Here is a 16,043-nt window from a genome sequence, read left to right on the forward strand (position 1 = left end):
CGGAGCTATTGGTTATGAGTCGCAAACAACTGGCCCTGTTCGAACCCTCTCTGGTTCGCCAGGCGTTGATCGATGCCGTGAAGAAACTGAGCCCGACCATTCAGTGGCGTAACCCGGTGATGTTTATCGTCTGGATAGGCAGCGTACTCACCAGCGGGTTGGCCGTCGCCATGGCGCTGGGAATCCTGCCGGGTAACGCCTGGTTCAGCGGTGCTATCGCGCTGTGGCTGTGGTTTACCGTACTGTTCGCTAACTTTGCCGAAGCGATGGCGGAAGGCCGCAGCAAGGCGCAGGCCAACAGCCTGAAAGGGGTCAAGAAAACGGCGTTTGCCCGCAAACTGCGCGAGGCCCGCTACGGTGCCGCGATGGATCACGTCCCGGCAGACGAACTGCGTAAAGGCGATGTGGTGCTGGTGGAAGCCGGAGATATCATTCCCTGCGACGGCGAAGTTATTGAGGGCGGTGCGTCGGTGGATGAAAGCGCCATTACTGGGGAATCTGCACCGGTAATCCGCGAGTCCGGCGGTGACTTTGCCTCCGTCACCGGTGGGACGCGCATTCTCTCAGACTGGCTGGTCGTGCGCTGTAGCGTCAACCCAGGCGAAACCTTCCTTGATCGGATGATCGCCATGGTTGAAGGCGCGCAGCGTCGTAAAACGCCTAACGAAATTGCCCTGACTATTCTGTTAGTCGCGCTGACTATCGTATTCCTGCTGGCGACGGCCACCATCTGGCCATTCTCCGCCTGGAGCGGCACGCCGATTAGCGTCACCGTGCTGGTTGCGCTGCTGGTGTGTTTGATTCCTACCACCATCGGTGGCCTGCTCTCCGCCATCGGCGTGGCCGGGATGAGCCGTATGCTCGGCGCTAACGTGATTGCCACCAGCGGTCGCGCAGTAGAAGCGGCGGGCGACGTGGACGTGCTGCTGCTGGATAAAACCGGCACCATCACCCTCGGCAACCGTCAGGCTTCCCAGTTCCTGCCAGCCGATGGCGTGGACGAGAAAACGCTGGCCGATGCCGCACAGCTCTCATCGCTGGCGGACGAAACGCCGGAAGGCCGCAGCATCGTGGTGCTGGCAAAACAGCGCTTTAATCTGCGCGAGCGGGATCTGCAAACGCTGCATGCCACCTTTGTACCGTTTACCGCCCAAAGCCGCATGAGCGGGATCAACATTGACAACCGCATGATCCGTAAAGGCTCAGTCGATGCCATTCGCCGCCATATCGAGAGCAACGGCGGCAGCTTCCCACAGGACGTGGAGCAAAAAGTCGAGAGCGTTGCCCGCCTTGGTGCCACGCCACTGGTGGTAGCAGAAGGGGCTCGCGTGCTCGGCGTTATCTCGCTGAAAGATATCGTCAAAGGCGGCATTAAAGAGCGCTTCGCTCAGCTGCGCAAAATGGGTATCAAAACGGTGATGATCACCGGTGACAACCGCCTCACCGCGGCCGCGATAGCCGCCGAAGCGGGCGTGGACGATTTCCTGGCCGAAGCCACGCCGGAGGCCAAACTGGCGCTGATTCGTCAGTATCAGTCCGAAGGTCGCATGGTGGCGATGACCGGCGACGGCACTAACGACGCCCCGGCGCTGGCGCAAGCCGACGTAGCGGTGGCGATGAACTCCGGGACCCAGGCGGCGAAAGAGGCTGGCAACATGGTGGATCTGGACTCAAACCCCACCAAACTGATTGAAGTCGTGCATATCGGTAAACAGATGCTGATGACTCGTGGTTCCCTGACCACCTTCAGTATCGCCAATGACGTCGCCAAATACTTCGCCATCATTCCAGCGGCGTTCGCGGCAAGCTGGCCACAGCTGGGCGTGCTCAACATCATGCATCTGCACTCGCCTGACTCGGCCATTCTGAGCGCGGTGATTTTCAACGCCCTGATTATCGTCTTCCTGCTGCCGCTGGCGCTAAAAGGGGTGAGCTACCGCCCGCTCTCCGCCTCGGCCATGCTGCGCCGTAACCTGTGGATCTATGGTGCTGGTGGTCTGGTTGTGCCGTTTATTGGCATTAAAGTTATCGATTTACTGCTGACCCTGCTGGGTCTGGTCTGAGGAAATAGCCATGTCTGCATTACGTCCTGCTATCGTGATTTTTCTGTTCCTGGCGCTTATCACCGGGGGGCTCTACCCTCTGCTGACCACCGCGCTGGGGCAGTGGTTCTTCCCGGCGCAGTCGGGAGGGTCATTAATTATCGAAAACCATGAGATTCGCGGATCGTACCTGATCGGGCAGAACTTTACCGATCCCCGCTATTTCCAGGGTCGCCCTTCCGCGACCTCGGACGCCCCGGATAACCCGATGGCGTCCGGCGGCAGTAATCTCGCGGGCAGCAACCCGGCGCTGGATAAACTGTTTACCGACCGTATCGCCGCGCTACGTGCCGCTAACCCGGATGCCAGCCATGAAGTACCGGTTGAGCTGGTTACCGCCTCCGCCAGCGGGCTGGACCCGAACCTGACGCCAGCCGCCGCGCTGTGGCAGGTACCGCGTATTGCCAAAGCGCGTAACGTCCCGGCGGAGTGGCTGCGTAAAGAAGTTGAAGCCGCGACAAACTCTCCGCTGCTCGGCTTTCTCGGACAACCTGTGGTAAATATTACTAAGCTGAATATGGCGCTGGATGCCCACAAGGATAACTGATGATGACCGACGAGCCGCTGCGTCCCAACCCGGACCGCCTGCTGGAACAAACCGCCGAAGCGCACCGCGGTAAGCTGAAGATTTTCTTCGGTGCCTGTGCTGGGGTAGGAAAAACCTGGGCGATGCTGGCCGAGGCGCAGCGTCTGCGGGCGCAAGGGCTCGATATTCTGGCGGGCGTGGTGGAGACACACGGACGTAAAGAGACCGCCGCAATGCTCAGCGGCCTCACCCTCCTGCCGCCAAAGCGCAGCGCCTATCGCGGGCGCTACGTTTACGAGTTTGATCTCGATGCCGCCCTCGCCCGTCGTCCGGCGCTGGTATTGATGGACGAGCTGGCACACAGCAATGCGCCCGGCTCGCGTCACCCTAAACGCTGGCAGGATATTGATGAACTGCTGGAAGCAGGCATCGATGTCTTCACCACCGTTAACGTTCAGCATCTGGAGAGTCTCAACGATATCGTCAGCGGCGTGACAGGTATTCAGGTGCGCGAAACGGTACCCGATCCCTTTTTTGATGCCGCCGACGAGGTGGTGCTGGTCGACCTTCCCCCGGACGATCTGCGTCAGCGCCTGAACGAAGGTAAGGTCTACCTTGCCGGGCAGGCCGAACGCGCCATCGAGAATTTTTTCCGCAAAGGTAATCTGATTGCCCTGCGCGAACTGGCGCTGCGCCGTACCGCCGACCGCGTGGACGATCAAATGCGCGCCTGGCGCGATGGTCAAGGGCAAGAAAAAGTCTGGCATACCCGCGATGCCATTTTGCTGTGTATCGGCCACCACAGCGGCAGCGAAAAGCTGGTGCGCTCCGCCGCGCGACTGGCGGCTCGCCTTGGCAGCGTCTGGCATGCCGTATATGTGGAAACCCCTACCCTGCACCGCCTGCCCGAACCTCAGCGTCGGGCTATTCTCAACGCCCTGCGTCTGGCGCAGGAGCTGGGTGCCGAAACGGCTACGCTTTCTGAGCCGTCGGAAGAGGCGGCGGTGATCCGCTACGCGCGCGAGCACAATCTTGGCAAAATCGTGATTGGCCGTCAGAAAAAGCGCCACTGGTGGCGAGGCGAACGCTTTGGTGAGCGGCTCGCCCGCCATGCACCAGAGCTGGATCTGCTGGTCGTCGGCGTCGATGAATCGCCGCTTCCCCTGCCGGAGCGATCGCGCGATCAGCGACCATTTATGGATAAGTGGCGGGTACAGATTCGCGGCTGTCTGGTGGCGCTAGGGCTATGCGCCGGTATTACGCTGATTGCCAACCAATGGCTGATGGCCTTTGAGGCCGCCAACCTGGTGATGCTTTATCTGCTGGGCGTGGTGATCGTCGCGCTGTTCTACGGCCGCTGGCCGTCGGTACTCGCCACAGTGATTAACGTGGTCAGCTTCGACCTCTTCTTCATCGCCCCACGCGGGACGCTTGCCGTCTCCGACGTGCAGTACCTGCTCACCTTCGGCGTAATGCTCACCGTGGGGTTAGTTATCGGTAATCTCACCGCGGGCGTCCGTTATCAGGCGCGCGTTGCACGTTATCGCGAGCAACGCACCCGTCATCTTTATGAGATGTCCAAAGCGCTTGCCGTGGGCCGCAACGCCCACGATATCGCCCACACCTGCGAGCAGTATATTCGCACCACCTTCCACGCCCGCAGCCAGGTACTGATGCCGGATGAACACGGCACGTTAACGTCGCTGACCCACCAGGAGGGCATGACGCCGTGGGATGAAGCCATCGCCCACTGGAGCTTTGATAAAGGGCTACCGGCCGGTGCGGGAACCGATACCCTGCCCGGCGTGCCCTACCTGCTCCTCCCGCTGCGCAGCGCCGATAAAACCTACGGACTTATCGTGGTCGAACCCAATAACCTGCGCCAGTTGATGATCCCCGAGCAGCAGCGTCTGCTGGAAACCTTCACCTTGCTGGTTGCCAGCGCGCTGGAACGCCTGGCGTTAACCGAAAGCGAAGCGCAGTCGCGGCTTATCAGCGCCCGCGAGAGCCTGCGCAACTCGCTACTGGCAGCGCTTTCTCATGATCTGCGCACACCGCTGACCGTGCTGTTCGGCCAGGCGGAAATCCTGACGCTCGACCTTGCCAGCAGCGGCTCGCCGTACGCGCCTCAGGCCAACGAAATTCGCCAGCACGTGCTCAACACCACCCGGTTGGTGAACAATTTGCTGGATATGGCGCGACTACAGTCGGGCGGCTTTAATTTGCATAAAGAGTGGCTGACGCTTGAGGAAGTGGTCGGTAGCGCGCTGCGTATGCTGGAGCCGAGCCTTAACGGTCGGCATATCGCCCTCTCCCTGCCCGACCCGCTGATGCTGGTACATATCGACGGCCCGTTGTTCGAGCGCGTGCTGATTAACCTGCTGGAGAACGCCGTGAAATACGCGGGTAGCGAAGCGGAGATCGGTATCGCTGCCACTACCAAAGATGACCATCTGCTGCTTGACGTCTGGGACAGCGGGCCCGGCATTCCCGGCGGACAGGAAGAACATCTTTTTGCCAAGTTTACCCGTGGGCATAAAGAGTCTGCGATCCCCGGCGTGGGGTTGGGGCTCGCTATCTGCCAGGCAATCGTCGATATTCACGGCGGTACACTCACCGCCAGCAACCGCCCGGAAGGCGGCGCCTGTTTTCGTGTTACACTTGCGTTAGAACAACCGCCAGAACTTGATGAGGGACACGACGGCCTGTGACCAGCGTTTTAATTGTTGAAGATGAACAAGCCATCCGCCGTTTTCTGCGCACCGCGCTGGAAGCAGAAGACCTGCGCGTTTTTGACGCCCCCACGCTACAGCGAGGCCTGCTGGAAGCCGCCACGCGCAAGCCTGACCTGATCATTCTCGACCTCGGTCTGCCCGACGGCGACGGGTTGGATTTTATCCGCGATATTCGCCAGTGGAGCCCGGTGCCGATTATCGTGCTGTCAGCGCGCAGCGAAGAGAGCGATAAAATTGCCGCGCTCGACGCGGGTGCGGATGACTATCTCAGTAAGCCTTTTGGTATTGGCGAGCTTCAGGCTCGTCTGCGCGTTGCGCTACGCCGCCATGCGGGCAGCCAGCCGAATGATCCTATCGTGACCTTTTCAGATACCACCGTCGACCTCGCCGCGCGTCGTATCACTCGCGGCGGAGAAGAAATTCACCTCACCCCTATTGAATTCCGTCTGCTGGCGGTGCTGCTCAACAACGCGGGAAAAGTGCTCACCCAGCGCCAGCTGCTCAACCAGGTCTGGGGACCCAACGCCGTAGAGCATAGTCACTATTTGCGCATTTATATGGGGCACCTTCGCCAGAAGCTGGAAATAGATCCCGCGCGCCCACAGCATTTATTAACCGAAACCGGAATTGGTTATCGGTTTATGTTATGAATATTTATTCATAAACCCTCGCTTCTTTATTTATTATTTCACCGCACAATTAACTATAAACCGAAAATATTAACGCGGTGACACTACTTTTATTTTAGATAATTATTAAACAGTTTATTTACAACATTGAAACAAAACAGCATTTAATCCTGGAATCACCCCTACCAATAATGAATAATTTCATCATTGATCTTGTTATATTGATCATCCTCACAGTTTTAAGACCATTCAGAGATAAAATGACTACGCTTTAAGATATTCATCGAAGGTATACGAAATGGAAAACAACAACCGATTGATGCCTCATATTCGACGGACAACACATATTATGATGTTTGCCCATCGCAATAGTTTCGATTTTCACTTCTTTAACGCCCGATAAGTCTCCCGACTTCGGGCGCCTCGCAGATATTCCCTGCTAATACGGGCTCACGCCTGTAGCCAGCGCTCGCTCTGACAAACCTATACCCTAAATAATTCGAGTTACAGGAAGGCGGCAACAGAGTGAATCCCGATGAGCTTACTCTAGTAAGTCATTCGGGTGAACGAACGCAGCCAACGCACCTGCAGCTTGAAGTATGACGGGTAAAAGCTTCCGGCCACCGGACCGGCTGGGTTTGCCACATTCCAAAAAAGCTCACGCCCTGACGTTATTGTCAGCGAGATCGTTTTGCTTTTTTCCGGCGATATCAATTTCTCATTCGGGAAATTGAGGGACTGCTATTACCTAAAATAAAGAGATGAAAAATGTCTGAATTAAAAATTGCCGTAAGCCGTACTTGCCCGGACTGTTTTACTACCCAGCGCGCTATTATCAATACCTGCGACACTCACTTTATTGATGTTGCTGCTGCCGTATTATCTATTGAAGACGTTGGTAATGACTCCAACTTACTGATAGTGTTTTATGTTCAGATAATGCCCGATGACCTTGTCATGCAGCTCCAGCGATTTTGAGAACGACAGTGACTTCCGTCCCAGCCTTGCCAGATGTTGTCTCAGATTCAGGTTATGTCGCTCAATGCGCTGAGTGTAACGCTTGCTGATAACGTGCAGCTTTCCCTTCAGGCGTGATTCATAAAGCGGCCAGCCATCCGTCATCCATACCACCACATCAAAGACCGACAGCAGCTCCAGAAGACGCTCCAGTGTGGCCAGAGTACGCTCACCAAAGACGTGTGCCACCACCGTCCTGCGCATCCTGTCATAGGCGTAAAATAACCAGCGCTGACATGATTTAGCCCCGACGTAGCCCCACTGTTCGTCCATTTCCGCGCAGACAATGACGTCACTGCCCGGTTGTATGCGCGATGTTACCGGCTCCGGCCTGAGTTTTTTAAGTGCCGTAAAATCGTGTTGAGGCCAACGCCCATAATGCGGGCACTGGCACGGCACCCAACCCCATTCATAGCCATATCAATGATTTTCTGATGTGTACCGGGTTGAGAGGCGGTGTAAGTGAAGCTGATTTGCCATGTTTTACGGCAGTGAGAGCAGAGATAGCGCTGATGTCCGGCAGTGCTTTTACCGTTACGCACGACGCCTTCGGTAGCTGAACAAGTGGGACATCTGATGGAAATGGAAGCCACGCAAGCACCTTAAAATCACCATCATACACTAAATCAGTAAGTTGGCAGCATTACCGAAGACGTTGAGTGCGGTAAACTCGATGAAATAGACGCGACGGGTTATAACCTGCCAGTATTTATTGCTATTAATAAAGACCAGATTGTTCCCGCCGAATATCTTTCACGTATTCAAGGGGTATTCGAGCATGATGAAACCCGCAATGACTTCTATGGTCGTCAGCTGGAATCGGCCGCTCACAAGTATGAAGTGAACCTGCGCCCACCGTTCTTCAGCGCGCTGGTTGATTACGTGGCACAGGGTAACAGTGCGTTTGACTGCCCGGGGCATCAGGGGGGTGAATTCTTCCGCCGTCACCCTGCGGGCAACCAGTTTGTTGAATACTTTGGCGAAACCCTATTCCGCTCTGACCTTTGCAACGCCGACGTGGCGATGGGCGACCTGCTTATCCACGAAGGTGCGCCGTGCATTGCACAGCAGCACGCCGCCAAAGTGTTTAACGCTGATAAAACCTACTTCGTCCTGAACGGCACCTCGTCTTCTAACAAAGTGGTGCTGAACGCCCTGCTCACCCCGGGTGACCTGGTGCTGTTTGACCGCAACAACCACAAATCCAACCACCACGGCGCGCTGTTACAGGCGGGGGCTACGCCAATTTATCTGGAAACCGCGCGTAACCCGTACGGCTTTATCGGTGGTATCGATGCCCACTGTTTTGAAGAGGGTTATCTGCGTGAACTGATTGCCGAAGTTGCGCCAAACCGCGCGCGTAATCAGCGCCCGTTCCGCCTGGCGGTGATTCAGCTTGGCACCTACGACGGCACCATCTATAACGCCCGTCAGGTGGTTGATAAAATTGGTCATCTCTGCGACTACATCCTGTTCGACTCCGCGTGGGTCGGCTATGAACAGTTTATTCCGATGATGGCCGACTGCTCGCCGCTGCTGCTTGAACTCAACGAAAACGACCCAGGGATTCTGGTCACTCAGTCGGTGCACAAACAGCAGGCAGGCTTCTCTCAGACTTCACAGATTCACAAGAAAGATAGCCATATCAAAGGCCAACAGCGCTATGTTCCGCATAAACGCCTCAATAACGCCTTTATGATGCACGCCTCCACCAGTCCGTTCTACCCGCTGTTTGCCGCCCTGGACGTGAACGCCCGTATGCATGAAGGTCAGGCTGGCCGCAATATGTGGATGGACTGCGTTTCCAACGGTATCGAAGCGCGTAAGCTTATCCTCGATAACTGCCACCATATTCGCCCGTTCGTACCAGGCGAAATTGACGGTAAAGCATGGCAGTCATGGCCGACCGAAACCATTGCCAACGATCTGCGCTTCTTCCACTTCGTACCGGGCGAGCGCTGGCACGGTTTTGAAGGCTATGCAGAACATCAGTACTTTGTCGACCCATGCAAACTGCTGCTGACCACCCCGGGCATTAATGCTGAAGGCGAATATGACACCTTCGGCGTACCGGCCACCATTCTGGCGAACTACCTGCGTGAACACGGCGTGGTGCCGGAAAAATGCGACCTCAACTCCATCCTGTTCCTGCTGACGCCAGCGGAAGATATGGCCAAGCTGCAACAGCTCGTCGCGCTGCTGGTCCGTTTCGAAACGCTGCTGGAAGCCGATGCGCCGCTGCAAGAGGTTCTGCCATCGCTCTACGGTCAGCATAAAGACCGCTATGCCGGTTACACCCTGCGCCAGCTCTGCCAGGAAATGCATGACCTGTATGCGCGTCACAACGTGAAACAGCTGCAAAAAGAGATGTTCCGTAAATCACACTTCCCACGCGTCAGCATGAATCCACAGGACGCCAACTACGCCTACCTTCGTGGTCAGGTTGAGCTGGTACCGCTGTCGATGGCGGAAGGCAAAATCGCCGCCGAAGGTGCCCTGCCGTATCCTCCAGGCGTGCTGTGTGTTGTTCCTGGGGAAATCTGGGGTGATTCCGTTCTGCGCTACTTCAAAGCGCTGGAAGAAGGCATCAACCTGCTGCCGGGCTTCGCGCCAGAGCTGCAGGGGGTTTATATCCAGGAACACGACGGCCGCAAAGAAGTGTGGTGCAACGTGATTGAGACTCAGCAGCCGCAACCTGCCCTGCTGAAAGGGGAGAAATTATGAGCAAAGCCAACAATAAGATGGGTGTTGTTCAGCTCACCATCCTGACAATGGTGAACATGATGGGCTCCGGGATTATCATGCTGCCCACCAAACTCGCTGAAGTCGGCACCATCTCCATTATCTCCTGGCTGGTCACCGCCGTCGGCTCGATGGCGCTGGCCTGGGCCTTTGCAAAATGCGGGATGTTCAGTAAGAAACCCGGCGGTATGGGTGGCTACGCGGAGTATGCCTTCGGTAAGTCGGGCAACTTCATGGCCAACTATACCTACGGGGTTTCACTGCTGATTGCCAACGTCGCTATCGCCATTTCGGCGGTGGGTTACGGTACCGAGCTTTTCGGTGCCGCACTGAGCCCGGTGCAGATCGGGCTTGCCACCATCGGCGTGCTGTGGATCTGTACCGTTGCTAACTTCGGCGGTGCGCGCATTACCGGGCAGATCAGCAGCATCACGGTATGGGGCGTCATTATTCCGGTGGTGGGTCTGTGCATCATCGGCTGGTACTGGTTCAGCCCGACAATGTACGTCGAATCCTGGAACCCGCACCACGTGCCGTTCTTTAGCGCCGTCGGTTCTTCTATTGCCATGACGCTGTGGGCGTTCCTTGGTCTGGAATCTGCCTGTGCAAACGCCGAAGTGGTGGAAAATCCGGAACGTAACGTGCCGATTGCTGTTCTCGGCGGGACGCTCGGGGCGGCGGTGATTTACATCATCTCCACCAACGTGATTGCCGGTATCGTACCAAACATGGACCTGGCCAACTCCACCGCGCCGTTCGGCCTGGCCTTCGCGCAGATGTTCACCCCGGAAGTCGGGAAAGTGATTATGGCGCTGATGGTGATGTCCTGCTGCGGTTCGCTGCTCGGCTGGCAGTTCACCATTGCTCAGGTGTTCAAATCCTCGGCGGACGAAGGTTACTTCCCGAAAATCTTCTCCCGCGTCAGCAGTGCTGATGCTCCGGTTCAGGGGATGCTGGTTATCGTGATTATCCAGTCCGGGCTGTCGCTGATGACCATTAGCCCGTCGCTGAACAACCAGTTCAACGTGCTGGTTAACCTGGCGGTGGTAACCAACATTATTCCGTACATCCTGTCGATGGCTGCGCTGGTGATTATCCAGCGGATGGCTAACGTGCCTATGAACAAAGCACGCGTCGCCAACTTCGTGGCATTCATTGGGGCAATGTATAGCTTCTATGCGCTCTACTCTTCCGGCGAAGAAGCGATGCTGTACGGTTCCATCGTGACGTTCCTCGGTTGGACGCTGTACGGGCTGGTATCGCCGCGCTTTGAACTGAAAAACAAACACGGTTAAATCTACCCGGGCTGCAGACCACTGCAGCCCACTTTTCTTCTTTTCTGATAAGACCATCATCATGAGCAATCCAGAACGCATCGTCAGCGACCCCGATAAAATTCGTAGTCTGCTTCAGCACCATCAGATTTGCCGCATCGCCCTTAACGATGAGTACAGCCCATATATTGTGCCCGTCAATTTCGGCTATACGCATGAAGACGGGCGCTGGACGTTCTATTTCCACGGCGCGCGTAGCGGAAAAAAGATGCGTTTACTGCGCATAAACCCTGCTATTAGTCTTGAAATTGATGGCGATCACCAATTAATTGCGGCTGCCGATGCATGCGACTATAGCTTTGCTTATTCCAGTATTATTGCCAGCGGACGGGCGACTATTTTGCATGAACGTGAAGAAATGGTGCACGGACTGGATGTCATTATGCGCCAGGCCGTACCGGGACGAACATTCAGCTATCGGGATGACATGCTAAAAGCGGTTTGCGTCGTGCGCATCGATTGCCAGATGTTAACCTGCCGCCAGCACGCGGAGAGATAAAAAAGGGAGCCATTCGGCTCCCCTTTTCTTACCCCATCACTCAGGCGTTTTTCAGCACTTCGCTGACAATTTCTACCGCTTCTTTCTCAATCTGCTTACGGTGTTCAGCACCGAGGAAGCTTTCGCAGTAAATCTTGTAGGCATCTTCGGTACCGGATGGACGCGCGGCGAACCAGCCGTTGTCGGTCATCACTTTCAGACCGCCGATAGAAGCGCCGTTACCCGGTGCCGCCGTCAGACGCGCGGTAATCGGGTCACCCGCCAGCGTGCTGGCGCTCACCATTTCTGGAGAGAGCTTAGACAGCGCCGCTTTCTGCGCGGAAGTGGCGCTGGCCTGCAGACGGTTGTAGCTTGGCGCGCCGAAACGAGCCGCAAGTTCGTTGTAGTGCTCCTGCGGGTTCTTACCGGTGACGGCAGTAATTTCCGCCGCCAGCAGGCACATGATGATCCCGTCTTTATCGGTAGACCACGGTGTACCATCGAAGCGCAGGAAGGAAGCGCCCGCGCTCTCTTCGCCGCCGAAGCCGAAGCTACCGTCGAACAGACCATCAACGAACCATTTGAAACCTACCGGTACTTCTACCAGCTTACGGCCCAGGTCGTTCACCACGCGGTCAATCATCGCAGAAGAGACCAGGGTTTTACCCACGGCAACGTATTTGCCCCACTGCGGGCGATGCTGGAACAGGTAGTTGATTGCCACTGCCAGATAGTGGTTCGGGTTCATCAGGCCAGCCGGCGTGACGATACCGTGACGGTCATAGTCCGGGTCGTTAGCAAACGCCAGGTCGAACTTATCACGCAGCGCCAGCAGGCCCGCCATGGCACACTCGGAGGAGCAGTCCATACGGATCGCGCCGTCTTTATCGAGGTGCATAAAGCGGAAAGTCTGGTCAACGTGATCGTTAACGATGGTCAGGTTCAGGTTGTAATGCTTAGCAATACGCTTCCAGTATTCGATACCGGAACCGCCCAGCGGGTCAACGCCCAGGGTCAGACCGGCTTTCTGGATAGCCGCCATATCGACGATATCCGCCAGCCCTTCAATAAACGGCTGCACCAGATCGACTTCTTTCACGTGACCGGAAGCCAGTGCCGCGTCGTACGAAATACGCTTCACGCCTTCCAGATTTGCTGCCAGCAGCGCATTCGCGCGGTCTTCAACCACTTTGGTGACGTTGGTATCAGCCGGGCCACCGTTTGGTGGGTTGTACTTGATGCCGCCGTCTTCCGGTGGGTTGTGGGATGGCGTAATCACGATCCCGTCGGCCAGCTTGCCGCCTTTTTTGTTGTGAACCAGGATAGCGTTAGATACCGCTGGAGTTGGCGTAAAGCCATTGTCTTCCTGAACAATGACATCCACCCCGTTTGCTGCCAGCACTTCGAGAACGGAGATAAACGCCGGCTCAGAGAGCGCGTGAGTATCTTTCCCGACATAGCATGGGCCCGTAATTCCATTTTTCGCGCGCTCTTCAGCAATCGCCTGAGCAATGGCCAGAATATGCTTTTCATTGAAGCTGTGACGACCCGCGCTCCCACGGTGGCCGGACGTACCGAACTTCACCGCATGTTCCGGGTTACTCACGTTAGGCTGCAGCACGTAGTACTGCGCCGTCAGTTGGGCGACGTTGATCAAATCACTCTGCTGTGCAGGTTGTCCTGCACGGGTATGGTTTGCCATTGCCTGGTCCTTCTTATGCAAGGGTTAGATTGTCAGTATTAGATAGTACCGCAAACCTTCTCAATCAATTCCCCCGGGAATTGCATTGATTGCATGATGTGTTCGACCATGCTGCATTTACGGCCTGTATTGGTATTGGTAATGACCCAGTATGGCGTATCCGGAACCTGTTTTGGTTTTGTCTGATTGCCGTTTTTGAGCAGCGTTTGCTCATCAGCCGCAAAATAGACACGGGTACGACCGTGAAGGGATTCGGTAGCTTCTGCAAACGCTTTGTTGTCCAGAGCGTACAGCGTGGTCAGAACCAGCATGAAGCGGTTAACCGCTTTCTTCTGCTCGGCATACTCATCAGAGAGCAGCAGCTCGCGCATGGCACGAACTTTATCTTTGGCGGTTTTCACCGTTTTTACGTCAGCAACGGGAGCAGCAGCCGGGGCCGGAGCGGGAGCCGGTTCTGCTTTGACGACCGGCGCAGCGGCAGCAGCCACGGGCTGGGAAGCGGCGGAGAATTTCAGCATACGCCGTAAAATGTCGGACGCGCTCTCGCCAATGTGCAGAGTGTGAGCCGCAATATAGCGATAGAGCTCGTCATCAACTTCGATCGTTTTCATCTTAATCCGGTGCGATAATTTTTCTGAATACAATTCATTGGGATTATAAAGTCAAAACCCAACAGCGGGTAGCGCCAAACCAGGAAGACGGCAAAATTCGGATGAGTTCCTCTCTTGCCCCTGAGCGTTAGAATGTCCAACATGATACCCTAACCCGACAATGCGAAAAAAAGAACTTTGCTATGAAATTGAATGTCCGAGCGCAATCTGCACAAAACCTGCACAATAATTCTCCCATCGTTCTCGTCCACGGCCTGTTCGGCAGCCTCGATAATCTGGGTATCCTGGCCCGCGACCTGGTTACCGATCACGATATCCTCCAGGTCGACATGCGTAACCATGGCCTCTCACCGCGTGCCGATGAGATGACCTATCCCGCCATGGCTCAGGATCTTCTCGACACGCTTGATGCCAACAGCATCGAAAAAGCCACGGTTATCGGCCATTCCATGGGTGGCAAAGCGGTGATGGCGCTTACCGCGCTGGCCCCAGAACGCATCGACCGCTTGGTCGCAATTGATATTGCACCGGTGGATTATCACGTCCGTCGCCACGATGAGATTTTTGCGGCCATTAACGCCGTTACCAGCGCCGGTGTAGCAACTCGCCAGCAGGCCGCGACGGTAATGCGCGAATACTTAAAAGAAGAAGGTGTGATTCAGTTCCTGCTGAAATCCTTCGTCGACGGTGCCTGGCGCTTTAACGTACCGGTGTTGTGGGAGCAATACCCGCATATCGTGGGCTGGGAAACCATTCCGGCCTGGGACCACCCTGCTCTGTTTATTCCTGGCGGCAATTCACCGTACGTCACCGAAGCCTACCGCAGCGCGCTGCTGGCTCAATTCCCCCAGGCAAAAGCACACGTCATCGCCGGTGCGGGCCACTGGGTTCACGCCGAAAAACCGGACGCGGTACTGCGGGCTATCCGTCGTTACCTCAGTGAATGATTAAAAATGCATCGACCGCGCGCCAGAATGGCCGTGGTCGTTGGCGTGTGGGTCTCACTGATGTATGATTGCGCGCTGTCTGCACTGGGCACCGCCCGGTAGCTTGTTTCCCCGAAGTCACTCAGAACCATGGCAAAAGAACAAACGGACCGTACGACCTTAGATTTGTTCGCAAATGAGCGTCGGCCGGGAAGACCAAAAACCAATCCGCTTTCGCGTGACGAACAGCTGCGCATTAATAAGCGTAATCAGTTAAAACGCGACAAAGTGCGCGGTCTGAAACGCGTGGAGCTGAAGCTGAATAACGAAGCCGTTGATGCGCTCAACGAGCTGGCGACTGCCCGTGATATGAGCCGTAGCGAACTCATCGAAGAGATGTTGATGAGTCAGTTGGCCCAGCTACACGGACAGGGGAAAGTCTGAAAATCCCCCCAAAACACACTTTCATGTAGCAGAGTGTGCAGTACGGCACGATAGCGGTTTCCGCACGCTTCTCAGTTCTGCTATGATTGCCCTTATCTGTGGGCAATAAGCCACCACCATATCATTAAGTTTCAAGAGGTTATTTTACTCATGGCAATCGTTGGCATCTTTTTCGGTAGCGATACCGGGAACACCGAAAATATCGCAAAAATGATTCAAAAACAGCTTGGTAAAGATGTCGCTGACGTTCACGACATTGCCAAGAGCAGCAAAGAAGATCTGGAAGCATTCGATATTCTGCTGCTGGGTATCCCAACCTGGTACTACGGCGAAGCGCAGTGCGATTGGGACGATTTCTTCCCAACGCTGGAAGAAGTGGACTTCAACGGCAAGCTGGTCGCGCTGTTTGGCTGCGGCGACCAGGAAGACTATGCTGAATATTTCTGTGATGCGCTGGGTACCATTCGCGACATCATTGAACCACGCGGCGCGACCATCGTCGGTCACTGGCCAACGGCAGGTTACCATTTCGAAGCGTCTAAAGGCCTGGCCGATGACGACCACTTTGTTGGTCTGGCCATCGACGAAGACCGTCAGCCTGAGCTGACCGCTGAACGCGTTGAAAAATGGGTTAAGCAGGTTGCAGAAGAGCTGCACCTGGAAGAGATCAAAAACGCCTGATGCAAAACAGTGAGGCGTAGTGATGAAACTACGCCTCATTAATAGGTAAAAGCAATTAAAATAATAGCTACAATTTTTTAACTTTTTAGCGCATACCTGTACAATATCTTCTGATT

General features: G+C 55.6%; 13 protein-coding genes and 2 pseudogenes. 12 read left to right on the top strand and 3 right to left on the bottom strand.

The genetic code is table 11. From position 1 onward, the window contains the following. The first annotated feature begins 14 nt into the window (after positions 1–14). The 6 genes and pseudogenes from kdpB to MY052_RS24325 all read left to right on the top strand — a co-directional run. The gene (gene kdpB / locus MY052_RS16820) at positions 15–2,063 is read left to right on the top strand and encodes a potassium-transporting ATPase subunit KdpB (protein ID WP_248537452.1); all 2,049 of its coding nucleotides are present in this window, start codon (positions 15–17) and stop codon (positions 2,061–2,063) included. 10 nt (positions 2,064–2,073) lie between these two features. Next, on the top strand, positions 2,074–2,649 hold the full coding sequence (gene kdpC / locus MY052_RS16825; RefSeq protein WP_035892703.1) for a potassium-transporting ATPase subunit KdpC: 576 nt from the start codon (positions 2,074–2,076) through the stop codon (positions 2,647–2,649). Between the two features lie 2 nt (positions 2,650–2,651). Next, positions 2,652–5,339, top strand: coding sequence for a two-component system sensor histidine kinase KdpD (gene kdpD / locus MY052_RS16830; protein ID WP_248538956.1), 2,688 nt, complete (start codon positions 2,652–2,654; stop codon positions 5,337–5,339). Continuing rightward, complete coding sequence (gene kdpE, locus MY052_RS16835; RefSeq protein ID WP_035892702.1) at positions 5,336–6,013, top strand: two-component system response regulator KdpE; 678 nt, start codon at positions 5,336–5,338, stop codon at positions 6,011–6,013. The genes kdpD and kdpE overlap by 4 nt, the downstream gene beginning before the upstream one ends. A 277-nt stretch (positions 6,014–6,290) precedes the next feature. After that, on the top strand, positions 6,291–6,395 hold the full coding sequence (gene speFL / locus MY052_RS16840) for a leader peptide SpeFL (protein WP_106875989.1): 105 nt from the start codon (positions 6,291–6,293) through the stop codon (positions 6,393–6,395). Between the two features lie 365 nt (positions 6,396–6,760). Continuing rightward, positions 6,761–6,889, top strand: a pseudogene (locus tag MY052_RS24325) (hypothetical protein); the annotation flags it as partial. 15 nt (positions 6,890–6,904) lie between these two features. On the opposite strand, the gene MY052_RS16845 reads toward MY052_RS24325, so the two are convergent. Beyond that, a protein-coding gene (locus MY052_RS16845; RefSeq protein ID WP_248537139.1) for an IS1 family transposase occupies positions 6,905–7,602 on the bottom strand; the annotation gives its coding sequence in 2 pieces (ribosomal slippage) (positions 6,905–7,353 and positions 7,353–7,602; 699 coding nt in all). Between the two features lie 58 nt (positions 7,603–7,660). On the opposite strand from MY052_RS16845, the pseudogene speF reads away from it, so the two are divergent. From speF to MY052_RS16860, 3 genes and pseudogenes are all read left to right on the top strand, one after another. Further along, positions 7,661–9,733 (top strand): annotated as a pseudogene (gene speF, locus MY052_RS16850) (ornithine decarboxylase SpeF); the annotation flags it as partial. Beyond that, positions 9,730–11,046: a putrescine-ornithine antiporter gene (gene potE, locus MY052_RS16855; protein ID WP_248537453.1), complete on the top strand. Its 1,317-nt coding sequence runs from the start codon at positions 9,730–9,732 to the stop codon at positions 11,044–11,046. The pseudogene speF and the gene potE, both read left to right, overlap by 4 nt. A 61-nt stretch (positions 11,047–11,107) precedes the next feature. Beyond that, on the top strand, positions 11,108–11,584 hold the full coding sequence (locus MY052_RS16860; protein ID WP_248537454.1) for a pyridoxamine 5'-phosphate oxidase family protein: 477 nt from the start codon (positions 11,108–11,110) through the stop codon (positions 11,582–11,584). A gap of 40 nt (positions 11,585–11,624) precedes the next feature. Here the strand turns inward: MY052_RS16860 and pgm are convergent, their stop codons facing one another. Together pgm and seqA are read right to left on the bottom strand one after the other, a co-directional pair. Beyond that, positions 11,625–13,265, bottom strand: a complete 1,641-nt coding sequence (gene pgm / locus MY052_RS16865; RefSeq protein ID WP_248537455.1) for a phosphoglucomutase (alpha-D-glucose-1,6-bisphosphate-dependent) — start codon at positions 13,263–13,265, stop codon at positions 11,625–11,627. A 38-nt stretch (positions 13,266–13,303) separates the two neighbouring features. Continuing rightward, entirely contained in the window at positions 13,304–13,876 is a 573-nt protein-coding gene (gene seqA / locus MY052_RS16870) for a replication initiation negative regulator SeqA (protein WP_248537456.1), read from the bottom strand. Positions 13,877–14,058: 182 nt separating this feature from the next. On the opposite strand from seqA, the gene ybfF reads away from it, so the two are divergent. From ybfF to fldA, 3 genes are all read left to right on the top strand, one after another. Then, positions 14,059–14,823, top strand: a complete 765-nt coding sequence (gene ybfF / locus MY052_RS16875; RefSeq protein ID WP_248537457.1) for an esterase — start codon at positions 14,059–14,061, stop codon at positions 14,821–14,823. A 129-nt stretch (positions 14,824–14,952) separates the two neighbouring features. Then, entirely contained in the window at positions 14,953–15,246 is a 294-nt protein-coding gene (ybfE, locus tag MY052_RS16880; RefSeq protein WP_035892694.1) for a LexA regulated protein, read from the top strand. A 150-nt stretch (positions 15,247–15,396) separates the two neighbouring features. Beyond that, positions 15,397–15,927, top strand: coding sequence for a flavodoxin FldA (fldA, locus tag MY052_RS16885; protein WP_035892693.1), 531 nt, complete (start codon positions 15,397–15,399; stop codon positions 15,925–15,927). The last annotated feature ends 116 nt before the right edge of the window (positions 15,928–16,043 follow it).

Origin of the sequence: Kluyvera ascorbata, from assembly GCF_023195735.1 — a bacterium.
Classification (GTDB): Bacteria; Pseudomonadota; Gammaproteobacteria; order Enterobacterales; family Enterobacteriaceae; genus Kluyvera; species Kluyvera ascorbata.